The following is a 15427-nucleotide window of genomic DNA, read 5'->3' on the forward strand; positions in this document are numbered from 1 at the left end:
GATTGCGACGGATTTGGAAACATTATACGCCTGAGGAGCAGATCGCTTTACAGGGCATTCGGCGATTTCCCATAATAGTAAATAAAGGAGGAGATGCAGATGGATAATTTTACATATTGGAATCCCACGAAGCTGATATTCGGCCGGGGAGAAGTTGAAAAGCTGGCAGAAGAGGTGAAACACTACGGCCGCAATGTCCTGCTCGTATACGGAGGAGGCAGCATTAAACGAAATGGTTTATACGATCAAGTGATTTCAATTCTTGAAAAGGCAGGCGCGACCGTCCATGAATTGCCCGGTGTCGAACCGAATCCGCGTGTTGCCACTGTGAATAAAGGAGTCGCGATCTGCAAAGAGAACGATATTGACTTTCTATTGGCAGTCGGCGGCGGAAGCGTCATCGATTGTACGAAAGCGATCGCCGCCGGAGCGAAATACGACGGCGATGCATGGGATATTGTGACAAAAAAACATATTCCTGCTGATGCGCTGCCGTTTGGAACGGTTTTAACGTTGGCAGCAACAGGATCGGAAATGAACTCGGGATCTGTGATCACAAATTGGGAAACCAATGAAAAATACGGCTGGGGAAGCCCGCTCGTATTCCCTAAATTTTCAATTCTTGATCCGGTCAACACATTTACCGTTCCAAAAGACCACACGATTTACGGCATTGTCGACATGATGTCCCACGTGTTTGAGCAATATTTTCACCATACCGAAAATACTCCTTATCAGGACCGGATGTGCGAATCCCTGCTCAAAACGGTGATTGAAACAGCTCCTAAGCTCATTGAAGACCTTGAAAACTATGAGCTGCGCGAAACGATTCTCTATACAGGCACCATTGCGCTGAACGGTATGCTATCAATGGGCGCACGCGGAGACTGGGCGACGCACAATATCGAGCACGCTGTTTCGGCCGTCTACGATATTCCGCATGCGGGAGGGCTTGCGATCCTGTTCCCGAATTGGATGAAGCACACGCTTTCCGAAAATGTCGGCCGCTTTAAACAGCTTGCCGTACGCGTTTTTGACGTAGATGAAACAGGAAAAACCGATCGTGAAGTGGCGCTTGTTGGAATCGAGAAGCTGTCTAAATTCTGGACCAGCCTTGGCGCGCCAAATCGTCTTGCTGATTATGACATCACAGATGAGAAGCTGGATCTGATTGCCGACAAAGCGATGGCAAACGGCGAATTCGGCCGCTTTAAAACGCTGAATAAAGACGATGTTCTGTCTATTTTGAAGGCTTCTTTATAAGATTTCTTGACGGCTCAAGGAGGACCGCCATACCTTGAGCCGTTGTTCATTTGTTATCTTTTTGACAAAACTGCGCGTGGCGGCTGAAAAACATGCATTTTTGCGCGCCTGCCTCCATCCTCCTTTTTTTCGTCACTTGATTTAACGAAGGAGTTCATATAAAGTGAAAAGGGAAGAGGCTGTCGCCGAAAATCGACATGTTTTAAAACCCTTTGGCCCGCACTCTCATGAAAATGAAAGCGCTGGCGGGTATATGGAAGAAAACAGCTAGTACTGGAGGTTTAATAATATGACGCATGTCCGTTTTGACTACTCAAGAGCATTGCCATTCTTTAAAGAACATGAACTTACATATCTGCGTGACTTCGTGAAAGTCGCCCACCATACCATTCACGAAAAAACAGGTGCAGGCAGCGACTTTTTAGGATGGGTGGATCTTCCGACTGACTACGACAAAGAAGAATTCGCCCGCATTAAAAAATGCGCTGAAAAAATTCAAAATGATTCCGATGTTTTGCTGGTTGTTGGAATTGGCGGTTCATACCTCGGCGCAAGAGCGGCGATCGAAATGCTGAATCATTCATTTTACAATGTGCTGCCGAAAGAAAAGCGTAAAACGCCGCAAGTGATTTTCATCGGCAACAACATCAGCTCTTCTTACATGAGAGACGTGATGGATCTTCTTGAAGACGCTGATTTTTCAATCAACGTGATTTCTAAATCAGGCACAACGACAGAACCGGCGATTGCTTTCCGGATCTTCCGCAAGCTTCTTGAAGAAAAGTATGGAAAAGAAGAAGCGAAACGCCGCATTTATGCAACAACTGATAAAGAGCGGGGCGCATTAAAAACGCTTGCTAATGAGGAAGGCTTTGAATCATTTATCATTCCTGACGATGTCGGTGGCCGCTTTTCTGTGCTCACAGCGGTCGGCTTGCTTCCAATCGCAGTCAGCGGGGCCGATATCGATGAAATGATGAAGGGCGCCCGCGATGCGAGCAAAGACTTCTCCACATCAGAGCTTGAAGACAATCCGGCTTACCAATACGCGGTCGTCAGAAATGTCCTTTATAACAAAGGCAAAACGATTGAAATGCTGATCAACTACGAGCCGGGCCTTCAGTACTTCGCAGAATGGTGGAAGCAGCTCTTTGGCGAAAGTGAAGGAAAAGACGAAAAAGGCATTTATCCATCTTCAGCCAACTTCTCGACGGATCTTCACTCTCTTGGACAATACGTACAAGAAGGAAGAAGAGACATGTTCGAAACGGTGCTGAACGTTGAAAAGCCGAGACATGAGCTGACAATCGAAGAAGCGGACAATGATCTTGACGGCTTAAACTACCTTGCCGGCAAAACGGTCGACTTCGTCAATAAAAAAGCGTTCCAAGGCACAATGCTCGCGCACACAGACGGTAATGTGCCGAACCTGATCGTGAACGTACCTGAAATGAACGCTTACACGTTCGGCTACCTCGTGTACTTCTTTGAAAAGGCCTGCGCAATGAGCGGATACCTGCTCGGCGTCAACCCGTTTGACCAGCCTGGAGTGGAAGCGTACAAAGTCAATATGTTCGCTCTCCTCGGCAAGCCTGGCTTCGAAGAGAAAAAAGCAGAGCTTGAGAAACGTTTGGATCAATAAACGAAAAAACAGCCTCCGGACTTATTGTCCAGGAGGCTGTTTTAATTCATATGACGGATGCTGAAGTCCAGTAGACGGATAAAATTCGTCATGAGTGTAGACGAATCCCAATTTTTCCAGTCGTTTTTGTGAAGCTGTATTTTCAGGGTGATGTCCCGCAAACAGCTTTTTTGCCCGGATTTTGTTAAATGCGTATTCAATCATGGCCTCAGCCGCTTCAGATGCATAACCTTTCCCCCAAGCCGAACGGACGAGATGAAAACCAAGCTCGTACACATCATTTTCCGGGTCATAGGGGCGAAGTCCGCAACATCCGATGAATTCGTTGTTTCCTGTTTTAAATATCGGGAAGTATTGCACACCGTGTGTTTTGTATTGTTCGATCTCAAGCAGCAAACGATTTCTTATTTCGCTATCGGTCATAATTCCGTCTGCTGTCAGATATTTGGCCACATCTCGATTTCCCCACAATGTCTTTGCCAAATTCAAATTCTCTTTAGCCCATAAAGAAAAGCCGATGCGTGTTGTTTGCAGAAAGCAGTGCTTCATTCCATTCCGGTCCCCCTTGTAAGGCAGCTGTTCACCTTATTTTAACACGGCAATAGCCGGCGGGGCTCGTTAACCTAATGATTCATCCCGTAAATCGTAAACGCGAGATAAGTCGCGAAAAAACTCCACAACACATAAGGGACAAGGAGAAGTGCTGCTCTTTTATGAATGCGAAGTGTAATCAAGGCGAGCGCAAGAGCGGTCAAGGCTACGAAAAAGGAGTCGGCCGCGGCAGCAAGTACGTTTTTTTCCGTGAATTGAAAATAGCTGAATGCCTGGTTAAACAAATAGTTAATGATCAGCATGATCCAAAATGGCGCCGCTGCTTTTCTCAGATCATATGTGGCATACACAAGCGCCGCCGCTAATGAAATGAAGGCGAACAGCACGCTCCAGATGGTTCCGATCAAACGGCCTGACGGCGTCCAATCCGGTTTGTTTAATGACTCATACCATTCACGATCTACGGGAAATAAAACGCCCGCCAGTGAAAACAGTGCATATGTAGCAATAAACACGATGACAGCCGTTGCTATTTTTTCCTTCTTCAATAAAAGTCCCTCCCCATTGTAAGCTCATACCTTTGTCTTTCCCTATTCGTTTAAATATACTCATACCGCACAAGCTTCTGATCCATACTAAAAAATAAAACGGGTGAAGTGACATCATGTTATTTGTATTGGAAACGTTGTTTCTCATCTTAACGGGTATTATTCTGCTGAGAATTTCGGGGAGAAAATCAATTTCACAGATGACAATAGCCACCACCGTCGTCATGATTTCCATCGGAACGATCATTGTTCAGCCGATCATTGAAGACAGCATTTTTAAAACGGTGGCAGCTGCATCGATCTTTATCATCGTCCTTCTGTTGATCGAGTATTTGAAAATGAAATTTGATTTTTTTGAAAGCCTGATTGCGGGGAAAGCCGTTGTATTAATCGAAAACGGCGAGCTTCAGAAGCAGAACCTAAAAAAGCACCGCCTGACTGTCGACCAGCTGGAAATGAGGCTCAGGACACAGGGGATTTCAAAATTATCGGACGTGAAAAACGTAACGCTCGAATCAAACGGCCAGATTGGCTACGAGTTATCGGATGATGCAAAGCCTTTTACTATGGGAGAGTATAAAAAATTCCTCCGCATGCAAAACAACCTGCAGCAGCCGGAGGACAATCTGTTTAAGGAAATCAATGAAGGGCACCTGCACGAACCTGATAAACAATTGCGCTAGGGCCCAGAAGTATAAAAACGAAAAAAGGAGTTTTTTTATGATAAGCTTACCTTCTGAACTGGAAAACCGGTCGTTTTCTCTTTATCATCTCGAACAGACGCTTAAGCCTCTCGGTTATGTAATCAGCGGCGGCTGGGAATATGACCGCGGCTTTTTTGACTATAAAATTGATGATGAGGAAGGATACTTATTTTTGCGGATTCCGTTTGAAGCGGAGGACGGACAGCTTGATTCGCAAAATGCGACGGTCAAGCTCGGTACACCGTTTTTGCTTCGCCACGTCTATCAGGAAGCGCTGGACGACTACGTCGTTCAGGGGAATTTTCGCGCATCTTTTGACCAGTTTGCTGAACCGAAAGAAAAAGACGCCGATATTCCCGGCGTCTATGAAAAGCTTGGCCAATCGTATGTAAAAGAACTCGAAAAGGCGCTTCTTTCCTAAAGTGACAGCAGCTGGTCTGTCGGCTGAAGCTTGTACGAAAATGAAGGAGACAGCACAGGCCCGTCTTTTTGGTGAATACCGATGACGAAAATGTCTTCCTTCATGAAATGGTGAATCACTTCTTGAAAAGACGCACCTTCCATCGTCTTCGGAAGCGGAACCCGATGGACTTTGAAATGAATATCGGCTTCCTTAAATAGCGGATCAGGAAGCTGATTTTTAATGAGAAAATGCTGCAGCATTGCTGTTTTTAAAAGGTCCGCCGTACTGATGATTTGGTTCGCTCCGGCGCGCTCGGCATTTTTTTTCTGCTTTTCCGTCAAGATTTCTACAACGCAATACACCGACGGGTTCAAGCCTTTAACAGCCAGCAATGTTAAGACCGACTGCATATCTGCAGATATTTCGCTTTTATGCTGATCGGCGGTAATAAAGACGATTTCAGCTTCTTCAATATTGGCTTTTTGCAGTGTGGCATCATCCGCAGCGGGTCCTCTGATGAAATGAATGTTTTCCATCAGAGGGCCTTCCTTTAGTGTTTCATCAATGAGCACGATCGTTTTGTTTGAATCGGCGGCCTGGAGCGTCCTCATCAGCTTGTTGGATTTCTCGTTCCAGCCGATCAGGATCATATGTCCCTTGCCTCTGTAGTTGACCTTGCCTTCGGCGTAGCGCTGCTGCTTGCTAAAAGCGGCCGTCGCCATCGTTGCAAAATAGGCCGTGACAAACGCTGCCCCTATTAAAATAAGGAGCATGCCGACGGTTTTGCCGAGTGCGGTTTTAGGGACAAAATCGCCATATCCGACTGAGGACACGGTGATCAGCGCCCACCATACGCCTTCAAAAACGTTTGAAAACTGCTGCGGCTCGACGAATGTGATCAGCTGACCGAAAAGGATGATCAATAAAAGGATAATGATTGCGATGCGGACATATATCGGCCACCTCAGCCATGCGATAAATACACGGTTTGATTTCATGTTTCTTCACCGTCTTTCCGCAGGGAAAATGATAAAATCTCTTTGATGATTGCATTTAACTTTTGATTGGTGCTTACTTTCCCGTGCTGTTCAATGGCTTGTCTGATCATTTCTGCCGTTTCTTCTTCAAATTCAATCAGCTGCTCGTCTTTTTCCGATTCGTTATAGAGAAGAATGAATGCATCAAGCCCTTCATTCATTTTATCAATCGCCGTGCTTAACTGTTCTTTTTCCTGATCCGTTACTTTCACCGTGTCACCACCCGATCTCTCCTTTTTATTCAGTATATCCCTATTTTACAAAAATTTTTCAGGTAAAAATAAACCTTCGATAACCGACAATAACCGGTAGAGCTGAAGATTTTTACTGGGGCGTCATATCGGTTCCCGTCCTTCCATACACTTTTTATAAACGGATGAGGGATGGGAGCGGAATGTCCTGTTTAATGAGGCTCTTTTTCATACTGGTCGGAGTCCAGCTGATGGCGGCGGCATCCATTCAATTCATTTTTGATTTAAACGCCGTTTATCATTCCTCTGATGAGGTATTCTGGAGGGAGTTTTTCAAGGAGCTGTCCACAAGGCCGCCTTTCTACATCATGGTGTCAGGAATGGTGCTGATCTTTATCGGGGTTTGTTTACCGCGAAGAAAAAGGTAGTGCACTTTTCTGTACAAAAGGAAATCCCTCGGGATAAAATATATTTACAATTAAAATTTTAAACGACTTATCACAAGAGGGAAGATGATTGCATGAGCATGATTTTTTACTTGTTAACATTTGCTGCATTAGGTTTATCGATTTGGGCACAATTTAAAGTAAAGAGCAACTTTGAAAAATATTCAAAAGTAGAGGCGTCAAGCGGGAGAACTGGAGCCGAAGTGGCCAGACAGATTCTCGACCAAAACGGCCTTTACGATATCCCGGTTGAACCGGTAAGAGGAACCTTGACAGACCATTATGACCCGACAGCACGCGTTGTGCGCCTGTCCGAACCCGTATATTACGGCCGTTCAATTGCAGCGGTTTCCGTTGCTTCCCATGAATGCGGACATGCCCTGCAGCATCAGGAATCATACGGCGCACTTGTTTTGAGGCATAAGATGTTTCCGATCGTGAACTTTTCTTCGGGAGTGGCGCCGTTTTTGTTTATCGGCGGAATGCTGCTCGGAAGCCTGAATCTGATCGGACTCGGCATCATTTTGTTTTCGGCGGCCGTATTCTTTCAGCTTGTGACACTGCCTGTTGAATTTAACGCAAGCTCCCGGGCAAAAAGGATCATCGTTTCAGAAGGAATGATCCGCAACACGGAAGAAAGAGGCGTCAGCAAGGTGCTGGATGCCGCGGCTCTGACATATGTTGCTGCAGCGCTTGTTTCGCTGTTTGAGCTGCTGCGCTTCGTCGCAATTTTCCTGTCCGGTCGTAATGACTAACCATTCGTCTTAAGGAGGTGGCCCCTTACCATATTTGGTAAGGGCTTTTTTTGAATATCCTGAATCTCATACTCGTCATACTTTTAATTGCAGCTACGGCTTTTTTCGTTGTCGCCGAATTTGCGATCGTCAAAATCCGCGGCACAAAAATCGATCAGCTTGTTGAAAGCGGGGATAAGCGGGCGATTGCCGCCAAAAGAGTGGTGACAAATCTTGATGAATATTTGTCTGCCTGCCAGCTCGGCATTACCATCACCGCATTAGGGCTCGGCTGGCTCGGAGAATCGACATTCGAAAGGATCATCCATCCGCTTTTTGAACTATTTGGCCTGCCTGAATCCGTTTTAAGAGTGGCTTCGATTGTTACCGCCTTTGTCATCATTACATTTTTGCACGTTGTGGTCGGCGAGCTTGCGCCAAAAACGATTGCGATTCAAAAAGCGGAAGCCGTCAGCTTATGGACGGCGAAGCCGCTCATTTTATTTTATAAAATCATGTTCCCGTTTATCAAACTGCTGAATGGCTCGGCTCGGCTGTTAACGAAGCTGTTCGGGTTCCATTCGGTTAAAGAGCATGAAGTGGCAATCAGTGAGGAAGAGCTGCGGCTTATGCTGTCTGAAAGCTATAAAAAAGGAGAAATCAACCAGTCTGAGTATAAATACGTCAACAAAATTTTTGAATTTGACAACAGACTGGCCCGGGAAATCATGGTGCCGAGAACGGAGATGGCTACCTTGTTGGCCGATCAATCCATAAAAGAAGCGATTGAAACCGTCATTAATGAACGCTATACGAGATATCCGGTCATTAAGGATGATAAAGATCATATTATCGGAATTGTCAACAGCAAGGATTTGTTTAAATCGTATTTTCTCGACGAGACGATTCCTTTAACGGACTTAATGAGGCCTGTCATCAGGGTGATTGAGAACATACCGATCCAGGAGCTCTTGATTCGCATGCAGAAGGAACGGATTCATATGGCCATTCTTGTTGATGAGTACGGCGGAACGGCAGGACTGGTTACGGTTGAAGACATATTGGAGGAAATCGTCGGGGAAATCCGGGATGAGTTTGATCAGGACGAAATGCCGCACATTATAAAAAAAGGCGAACACCATTATATTATGGACGGAAAGGCTTTAATCGACGAAGTGAATGACCTCCTTCATATCGCGATTGAAAACGAAGAAGTCGATACGATTGCCGGCTGGCTTCTGACGCAAAAGATGGAGCTGAAAAACGGTGACATCCTCAAAACTGAGGGATGCGAATTTAAAATTCTTGATGCTGAAGATCATCATATCCGTTTCATTGAAGTGAAAAAAACGGAATTTTAAAAAGACAGCTGCGGGCGACCGCGGCTGTTTTTTAGTTCGATGGCCGTTCTTTATTTCAATAAAATGGATATCTTTTCAAAGATAAGAGGATATATCTATGGAAATTCATGACTTTTTACGAATGTACTCCGTTTCGTTCTTTTTTATAATAGGGTGTATAAATATGAGGAGGTTTTCAATACGTGAGAAACAACCATTTGCTAAAAGCTATCCTGCTATGGGGAGCTGTATGTATCATGCTGCTGACGGGGCCGCTCTCAGCGCTTGCTGCTTCGTCATCAAACCCGTCGGATAAATTGTATTTTAAAAACAAAAAATACTACATATTCAACAATGTTTGGGGAGCCGACCAGGTCAGCGGCTGGTGGCAGACCATTTATCATAACAATGATTCAGACATGGGCTGGGTATGGAATTGGCCGAGCAATACAAGCACAGTAAAAGCTTATCCGTCGATCGTCAGCGGCTGGCATTGGACTGAAGGCTATACTGCGGGCAGCGGCTTCCCGACCCGATTGTCAGATCAAAAAAACATCAACACGAAAGTCAGCTATTCGATCAGTGCGAACGGCACGTACAATGCCGCATATGACATTTGGCTCCACAATACAAACAAGGCAAGCTGGGGTTCGGCTCCAACCGATGAGATTATGATCTGGCTCAATAACACAAATGCCGGACCTGCCGGTTCTTATGTCGAAACTGTTTCGATCGGCGGGCACAATTGGAAAGTATATAAAGGCTATATTGATGCTGGAAGCGGCAAAGGATGGAACGTGTTTTCATTTGTCAGAACGGCAAACACCCAACGTGCGAACCTGAATGTTCGGGATTTCACGAATTATCTTGCCGACTCCAAACATTGGCTTTCCAAAACAAAGTATGTCAGCAGTGTGGAATTCGGGACGGAAGTTTTCGGAGGCACAGGACAAATTAATATTTCCAATTGGGACGTAACAGTCCGCTGATGGATTCACACCGCTCTTTCACAAAAAGAGCGGTGTTTAATTTATTCCTAATGTTCTTTTTTAGGCGTTCGCAACTGAAATATTACGATACCATCCTTACGTATTGCCGTTTATCTTCATCCTGTATAACCACTCCAAGCTTTGCCAGGTCTTTGCGCAGAATTTTTGCTTCTTCATGTTTATTATCCAGTAAAGCTCGTTCTCTGGCTAAAAGTAGCGTATTGATATGCGAGGGAAAATCGGGGTGATCCGCAACCCAGCGTTGATACTCATTCTTAAAAGGATCTTCGTCTGCCCATTTATAGCCGTGATGTTTAAAAGCACTTTCTGCAAGGGCTCTCTTTGATTCAAGTTGTTCACGGTACAATTCAGTACCCTTATGATCAAGAACAACAAGATCCTTATTCTCAAGATAAACTGCAGAAATGTCTTTTTTCTCAATCACTACTTCTTTCTCTTTAAACAACAGCTTCACATTTTGATCAGAGATGAACACCTGAAGAATTTCAGTGAAAATATATTGTGAAAAAAATAGGCCGGCAACGATTCCGATAACTGCAGCGATAATTGAAACCCAGAAATTGTTTAGTGATGTGATAAATTCCAAAGGCCCTTTAAAAGGAACGATTGGAATGGTCAATACCCAATCGGCTATAACAGGCAAAAACCATCCAAGAACAGCTCCTAAAACCGGTGGAATGATCCAATATAAGGTTTTCTCTATTTTAGATAATCCAATGATCGTTTCCTGATTCAAAATCTTTCACTGCCTTTCATCACATGACTGACTGCTGTTTCCCATATTTTTTTATAATCCATCTCGATTCCTAAAATCATAAAGTTACCCAAATTATCAATGATCAGGGCAAGGGAGTGTGCATTCACTTTGGTGTTTTTAGAAGAGATGACACCGAGTTCGACACCGTAAGAAAGCAAAGCTTCAAAACCTTCTAAGAATTGTTCCATGATAGATTTAAGCTTTTTCTCATACCTTGGTTTTTGTGCTGCACTTAAAACAAACTCGTGCACCACTTTTAAAGCAGGAGAGTTATGTTTATACTCTTCAAAATAGCGTATGCCGTCTGTTATTAATCGTTTTTTAAAGTTTTCCTTCGTGTACTCATTGATTGAAAAAAATTCAGAGAAATTGTGATCATCAAATACAATGTGAAATAGATAATCCACCAGCTCTTCTTTAGAAGGGAAATAATAGTAAATAGCCGGTTTAGAAATGCCGACTTCCGATGCAATCATTGAAAGGCTCGTGCCTTTTAGGCCGTGTTGGGCAATAAGAGTAAATGCTGCTTCAACAATCGCATCTTGGGTGTTCATTTTCTTTTTCATTGAAATCATCCTTAGCATAATCTGTATATTTATTTTACTTACCGATAGGTAAAAAAGCAACTGTAATTTATGCTTTACATATTCTGTATTAACAGATGCTCCGTTTCAAAAGGATTAAAGCTTCTTTCACCTACTCTTGCCATCACCCTTGCTGCCTTCAAAGGATTTATAAGCCGCAAAGCATATTTAGTATTGAGAAACGTATAATCGTTGGTATATCAAAGTTTATAGGATGTTTATGTTCGGAGTCTAAAAATATTTTATTCATATATCATAATGTCTTCACAACAAGGGGTGTTTGAATGACAAGGGCATGGTGGAAAGAGGCTGTCATATATCAAGTGTATCCGCGCAGTTTTATGGATTCGAACGGGGATGGCATCGGAGATATCAACGGGATCAGAGAGAAGCTTCCGTATATCAGGGAGCTCGGGGCAGATGCCATTTGGATTTGTCCGGTCTTTGATTCTCCCAATGCCGATAACGGTTATGACATCAGGGATTATCAAAGCATTATGCCGGAATTTGGCACGATGGACGACTTTGACGCTCTGCTGACTGAAACGCATCAGTTCGGAATGAAACTGATCATCGATCTCGTCATCAATCATACGAGCGATGAACATCCATGGTTTATCGAATCAAGGGCAGAGCGGAATTCCGGGAAGCGGGACTGGTATATTTGGCAAGACGGAAAGGACGGGAGCGAACCGAACAACTGGGAAAGCATATTCGGCGGCTCAGCCTGGACTTATGACGAAAAAACAGAGCAATATTATCTGCACCTGTTTCACGAAAAGCAGCCGGATCTGAATTGGGAAAACAGTGACATGAGAAGCGCTCTTTATGACATGATCAACTGGTGGCTTCAAAAAGGAATCGACGGGTTCAGGGTTGACGCGATTTCACACATTAAGAAAAAAGAAGGACTTCCGGATCTGCCGAATCCGGAAGGGCTCTCTTTTGTGCCTTCATTTGCTTATCATATGAATGTCGACGGGATTATAGCGTTATTGCAGGAACTAAAAGAAAATACGTTCGCCGGGTATCCCCATATCATGACAGTCGGCGAAGCAAACGGTGTCAGCGCTGAAGAAGCGGAGGACTGGGTTGGAGAATCAAACGGGATATTCAGCATGATTTTCCAATTTGAACACCTCGGTCTTTGGGGGATTGAAGGCGGAGAACTCGATCTCCCCGAACTCAAGCGGATATTGTCAAACTGGCAATCGGCTCTTGAGGGGAAAGGGTGGAACGCGCTTTTTATCGAAAATCATGATCAACCCCGGGCCGTTTCAGTCTGGGGAGATGACGGGAAATACAGAGTAGACAGCGCCAAGGCCTTAGCTGCGATGTATTTTTTGATGAAAGGCACCCCGTTTATTTATCAAGGGCAGGAAATCGGAATGACAAACGCGATTTTCTTCGAGATAGATGATTATGATGACGTATCGATTAAAAATGATTACCGGATTCAAAAAGAAAAGGGCCGCTCACACGAAGACATCATGAAGGCGGTTTGGAAAAAGAGCAGGGATCACGCCCGCACGCCGATGCAATGGACGGATCGGCCAAATGCCGGCTTTACTAAAGGAGAACCGTGGCTCTGCATGAACGAAAATTACAAGCTGATCAATACGGTTCATCAGCAGCATGACCCCCGGTCAGTCTATCATTTTTATAAACGGTTGATCGCGATCAGAAAGCGGTATGACGTCTTCATCGACGGATCATATGAACTGCTCTTGCCTGAGGACCGGCAGATTTTCGCATACTTGCGAAAGCTTCGGGAAGAAACGGCCATCGTGATCGTCAACCTTAGCGCGCGCCAGGCGTATTACCACCATCCCGCATACTCGTTATGTACGGACGGACTGCTGCTGTCAAATGCTGATATCAACGCGCACAAGCACCTTACATCTTTTGTGATGAAGCCTTATGAGGCGCGCGTTTACATGATCAGACAGGAAATCGGCGATTTATAACGAATAGAGAAAGGGTGCCAGGAAAGGAGCGGATTCATATGTTGAAAAAAATACAGATTCAAACAAACCGGCGCGATGAAATGCTTGATATTACAAATGACGTCCAAAGATTCGTTTCAGAAAATGGCGTTTCCAGCGGCACTGTTATTGTCTACTGTCCGCATACAACGGCAGGCATTACGATTAATGAAAATGCCGACCCCGATGTTAAACGCGATATGCTGAGACGGTTCGATGAAGTGTATCCGTGGGAACATGAGCTTGACCGCCATATGGAAGGGAATACCGCGGCGCATTTGAAAGCGAGCACGGTCGGGGCATCGCAACATATGATCATTGAAGGGGGCAGGCTTGTCCTCGGGACTTGGCAGGGCATATATTTTTGCGAGTTCGACGGCCCGAGGCACCGGACATGCTATTTTAAAATCACAGCCGATTGAAAGGAGAAAATAAAATGAATCAGTTCATGGAACGTCTCTCTTTATCAAAGCCTGTGATCCAGGCGCCGATGGCGGGCGGACCGACAACACCAAGGCTCGCCGCCGCCGTATCAGACTGCGGCGGCTTAGGCAGCCTTGCATCCGGCTATTTGACGCCGGAAGTTCTTCAACAACAGATTCTGGAGACTAAAAAGCTGACATCAGCCGGGTTTCAAGTCAACCTCTTCATTCCGGAAAAACGGGAAAACGTCAGACGGGAAGATTATGAAGGGTGGAAAGAGAAGATACCTTATGCACGTTCGGCTTCACCCGTGCCAGAAGAGAAACACGATTGGGACGATTTTTACGAGAAAATCGAAATCATTTTAAGGGAAGGGGTCAGCGCCGTTTCATTTACGTTTGGCCCGCCGCCGGCCGATGCCGTCAAAGAACTGAAAGACCGAAACTGCTGTTTAATGGGCACCGCCGTTTCGGTTGAAGAAGCCTTGATGCTTGAAGAATTGGGGATGGATGTCATCGTTGTTCAAGGAAGTGAAGCTGGCGGCCACAGGGGTGCCTTTTTGAAAACGAAGGGAGAACCCGCTGTCGGCTCGATGGCTTTAATTCCCCAAGCGGCAGATCATGTGTCGGTTCCGATTATTGCAGCGGGCGGCATTTTTGACAAAAGAGGTGTTGCGGCAGCTTTTGCCCTCGGCGCACAGGGCGTTCAAATCGGCACCGCTTTTTTGACGTGCGAAGAAAGCGGAACACACCCTGCATACAAACAAAAATTGCTCGAAGCGGTTGAAACAGACACAAGGCTGACCCGTTTGTTCTCAGGGAAGCCGGCAAGAGGCATCGTCAATCAATGGATGGAAGACAGGCGCCCGGCCGAAGCTGAAGCGCTGCCTTATCCTCTGCAAAATACGCTGACGCAGCCGATGAGAAAACAGGCGAAGCTTGAAGGGAATCCGGACGGCATGTCATTGTGGTCCGGACAGGGCGTGCGGGCCTCCGTCCGGCTAACGACGGTGAAGGAGCTGATGGATCAGCTTGCGCCTGCCGATGTGCTATCTGATCATTTGTATTAATGCAGGAATATCAACCCGTGTCACTTGAGAAAGCAGATAGGCGGACGTCTGTGCATGAGGCTTTCTCAGCCCGTTCAGTTTTTCAATGATCGTTTCGCCGCTTAAGATCCCCAGACCGTGTGCCGCATAGAGATTATTTTCAAGTAAAATAGCGTTTTCTCCGCGCCACTGCGGTCTTTCGGGATCGAATTCAGGGTTCTTGAAATACAGGCAGTCTCCCGGAAGGTAGTCGTTCCCCTTATCTGTATAGATCGGCAGCCGCTCATAATGCCAATCGTATAAAATGATTCTTTGATAATTCCGGTCAAATGTCTGATCGCCGATCGTTTTGAGGAGCGCCATATAAAAAATGATGACAATCGCAGTTGCGCACTCAAAAGCATAAAGAGAGCCGCTTTCGAAAATATTTCGAATCGCCTTTGAAGCCGGCGCTCTGTACTTCAACTCCAAAGCCCCCTCAGGCGTCACCCTCCAAAACTCTTCATTCCCGTATGTCTTTGAAAAGGTGGCAAACTTTGCTCCGCTGTTGATCAGCTCTCTGGCTGATTCGACGGTATGCACTCTGAATCTCAGCTCAAATAACAGTTCTGAGATTGAACCGTATCTATATCTGGACGGCATGGCCAGCATCCGGTTGGCAATGTCTCTCTGCGTCTGACTGACATTCAGTTTTTCGATATCCTCAGGACGGAGCCAGTAGCCCGAAACACTTATCATAGGATACACCCTTTTCCCTTTT

General features: G+C 45.4%; 18 protein-coding genes. 11 read left to right on the forward strand and 7 right to left on the reverse strand.

Annotation, left to right across the window (positions count from 1 at the left end):
* Positions 1 to 99 precede the first annotated feature (99 nt).
* A complete protein-coding gene (locus tag KI350_RS11910) occupies positions 100 to 1263 on the forward strand; it encodes an iron-containing alcohol dehydrogenase (RefSeq protein ID WP_065643714.1) in 1164 nt (387 codons plus the stop codon).
* Positions 1264 to 1552: 289 nt separating this feature from the next.
* Positions 1553 to 2905 carry a glucose-6-phosphate isomerase gene (locus tag KI350_RS11915; RefSeq protein WP_020452762.1) on the forward strand — a complete coding sequence of 451 codons (1353 nt, stop codon included), beginning with the start codon at positions 1553 to 1555 and terminating at the stop codon, positions 2903 to 2905.
* 21 nt (positions 2906 to 2926) lie between these two features.
* On the opposite strand, the gene KI350_RS11920 is transcribed toward KI350_RS11915, so the two are convergent.
* Both KI350_RS11920 and KI350_RS11925 read right to left on the reverse strand, forming a co-directional pair.
* Positions 2927 to 3454 (reverse strand): GNAT family N-acetyltransferase, encoded by a 528-nt coding sequence (locus KI350_RS11920; RefSeq protein WP_020452761.1) that lies wholly within the window; start codon positions 3452 to 3454, stop codon positions 2927 to 2929.
* Between the two features lie 74 nt (positions 3455 to 3528).
* Positions 3529 to 4005, reverse strand: coding sequence for a TspO/MBR family protein (locus KI350_RS11925; protein ID WP_195201855.1), 477 nt, complete (start codon positions 4003 to 4005; stop codon positions 3529 to 3531).
* Positions 4006 to 4121: 116 nt separating this feature from the next.
* Between KI350_RS11925 and KI350_RS11930 the strand changes: the two genes are divergently transcribed.
* Both KI350_RS11930 and KI350_RS11935 read left to right on the forward strand, forming a co-directional pair.
* Complete coding sequence (locus KI350_RS11930; RefSeq protein ID WP_020452759.1) at positions 4122 to 4688, forward strand: DUF421 domain-containing protein; 567 nt, start codon at positions 4122 to 4124, stop codon at positions 4686 to 4688.
* Positions 4689 to 4725: 37 nt separating this feature from the next.
* Positions 4726 to 5130, forward strand: coding sequence for a YugN-like family protein (locus tag KI350_RS11935; protein ID WP_020452758.1), 405 nt, complete (start codon positions 4726 to 4728; stop codon positions 5128 to 5130).
* Here the strand turns inward: KI350_RS11935 and KI350_RS11940 are convergent.
* Both KI350_RS11940 and KI350_RS11945 read right to left on the reverse strand, forming a co-directional pair.
* Positions 5127 to 6110 (reverse strand): potassium channel family protein, encoded by a 984-nt coding sequence (locus tag KI350_RS11940; RefSeq protein WP_020452757.1) that lies wholly within the window; start codon positions 6108 to 6110, stop codon positions 5127 to 5129. The two genes, KI350_RS11935 and KI350_RS11940, sit on opposite strands and share 4 nt — an antisense overlap.
* On the reverse strand, positions 6107 to 6361 hold the full coding sequence (locus KI350_RS11945) for a membrane-integrating protein MstX (protein WP_020452756.1): 255 nt from the start codon (positions 6359 to 6361) through the stop codon (positions 6107 to 6109). Before KI350_RS11945 ends, KI350_RS11940 begins: the two co-directional genes overlap by 4 nt.
* Positions 6362 to 6543: 182 nt before the next feature.
* On the opposite strand from KI350_RS11945, the gene KI350_RS11950 reads away from it, so the two are divergent.
* The 4 genes from KI350_RS11950 (at position 6544) to KI350_RS11965 (ending at position 9849) form a co-directional block, all read left to right on the forward strand.
* Positions 6544 to 6768, forward strand: a complete 225-nt coding sequence (locus tag KI350_RS11950) for a YuzI family membrane protein (protein ID WP_023856126.1) — start codon at positions 6544 to 6546, stop codon at positions 6766 to 6768.
* 98 nt (positions 6769 to 6866) lie between these two features.
* Positions 6867 to 7541 (forward strand): zinc metallopeptidase, encoded by a 675-nt coding sequence (locus KI350_RS11955; protein WP_023856125.1) that lies wholly within the window; start codon positions 6867 to 6869, stop codon positions 7539 to 7541.
* 50 nt (positions 7542 to 7591) lie between these two features.
* Positions 7592 to 8881 carry a hemolysin family protein gene (locus KI350_RS11960; protein ID WP_020452754.1) on the forward strand — a complete coding sequence of 430 codons (1290 nt, stop codon included), beginning with the start codon at positions 7592 to 7594 and terminating at the stop codon, positions 8879 to 8881.
* A 182-nt stretch (positions 8882 to 9063) separates the two neighbouring features.
* Complete coding sequence (locus KI350_RS11965; protein WP_020452753.1) at positions 9064 to 9849, forward strand: GH12 family glycosyl hydrolase domain-containing protein; 786 nt, start codon at positions 9064 to 9066, stop codon at positions 9847 to 9849.
* Between the two features lie 82 nt (positions 9850 to 9931).
* Here the strand turns inward: KI350_RS11965 and KI350_RS11970 are convergent, their stop codons facing one another.
* Together KI350_RS11970 and KI350_RS11975 are read right to left on the reverse strand one after the other, a co-directional pair.
* The gene (locus KI350_RS11970) at positions 9932 to 10606 is read right to left on the reverse strand and encodes a YqeB family protein (RefSeq protein ID WP_016886100.1); all 675 of its coding nucleotides are present in this window, start codon (positions 10604 to 10606) and stop codon (positions 9932 to 9934) included.
* A complete protein-coding gene (locus KI350_RS11975; protein WP_016886099.1) occupies positions 10603 to 11193 on the reverse strand; it encodes a TetR/AcrR family transcriptional regulator in 591 nt (196 codons plus the stop codon). The genes KI350_RS11970 and KI350_RS11975 overlap by 4 nt, the downstream gene beginning before the upstream one ends.
* Before the next feature lie 302 nt (positions 11194 to 11495).
* Between KI350_RS11975 and KI350_RS11980 the strand changes: the two genes are divergently transcribed.
* Genes KI350_RS11980 through KI350_RS11990 form a run of 3 tightly spaced genes read left to right on the forward strand, consistent with a single transcriptional unit; the run spans position 11496 to position 14688 of the window.
* Positions 11496 to 13178: a glycoside hydrolase family 13 protein gene (locus KI350_RS11980; RefSeq protein WP_128823079.1), complete on the forward strand. Its 1683-nt coding sequence runs from the start codon at positions 11496 to 11498 to the stop codon at positions 13176 to 13178.
* A gap of 38 nt (positions 13179 to 13216) precedes the next feature.
* Entirely contained in the window at positions 13217 to 13618 is a 402-nt protein-coding gene (locus tag KI350_RS11985) for a secondary thiamine-phosphate synthase enzyme YjbQ (RefSeq protein ID WP_023856122.1), read from the forward strand.
* A gap of 14 nt (positions 13619 to 13632) precedes the next feature.
* The gene (locus KI350_RS11990; RefSeq protein ID WP_212930485.1) at positions 13633 to 14688 is read left to right on the forward strand and encodes a nitronate monooxygenase; all 1056 of its coding nucleotides are present in this window, start codon (positions 13633 to 13635) and stop codon (positions 14686 to 14688) included.
* Here KI350_RS11990 and KI350_RS11995 read toward each other — a convergent pair.
* Positions 14668 to 15405 carry a protein-glutamine gamma-glutamyltransferase gene (locus tag KI350_RS11995; protein ID WP_020452748.1) on the reverse strand — a complete coding sequence of 246 codons (738 nt, stop codon included), beginning with the start codon at positions 15403 to 15405 and terminating at the stop codon, positions 14668 to 14670. The genes KI350_RS11990 and KI350_RS11995 overlap by 21 nt on opposite strands.
* Between the last annotated feature and the right edge of the window lie 22 nt (positions 15406 to 15427).

The organism is Bacillus sp. J41TS8, from assembly GCF_018333035.1.
In the GTDB taxonomy this organism is placed as follows: Bacteria; Bacillota; Bacilli; order Bacillales; family Bacillaceae; genus Bacillus; species Bacillus paralicheniformis.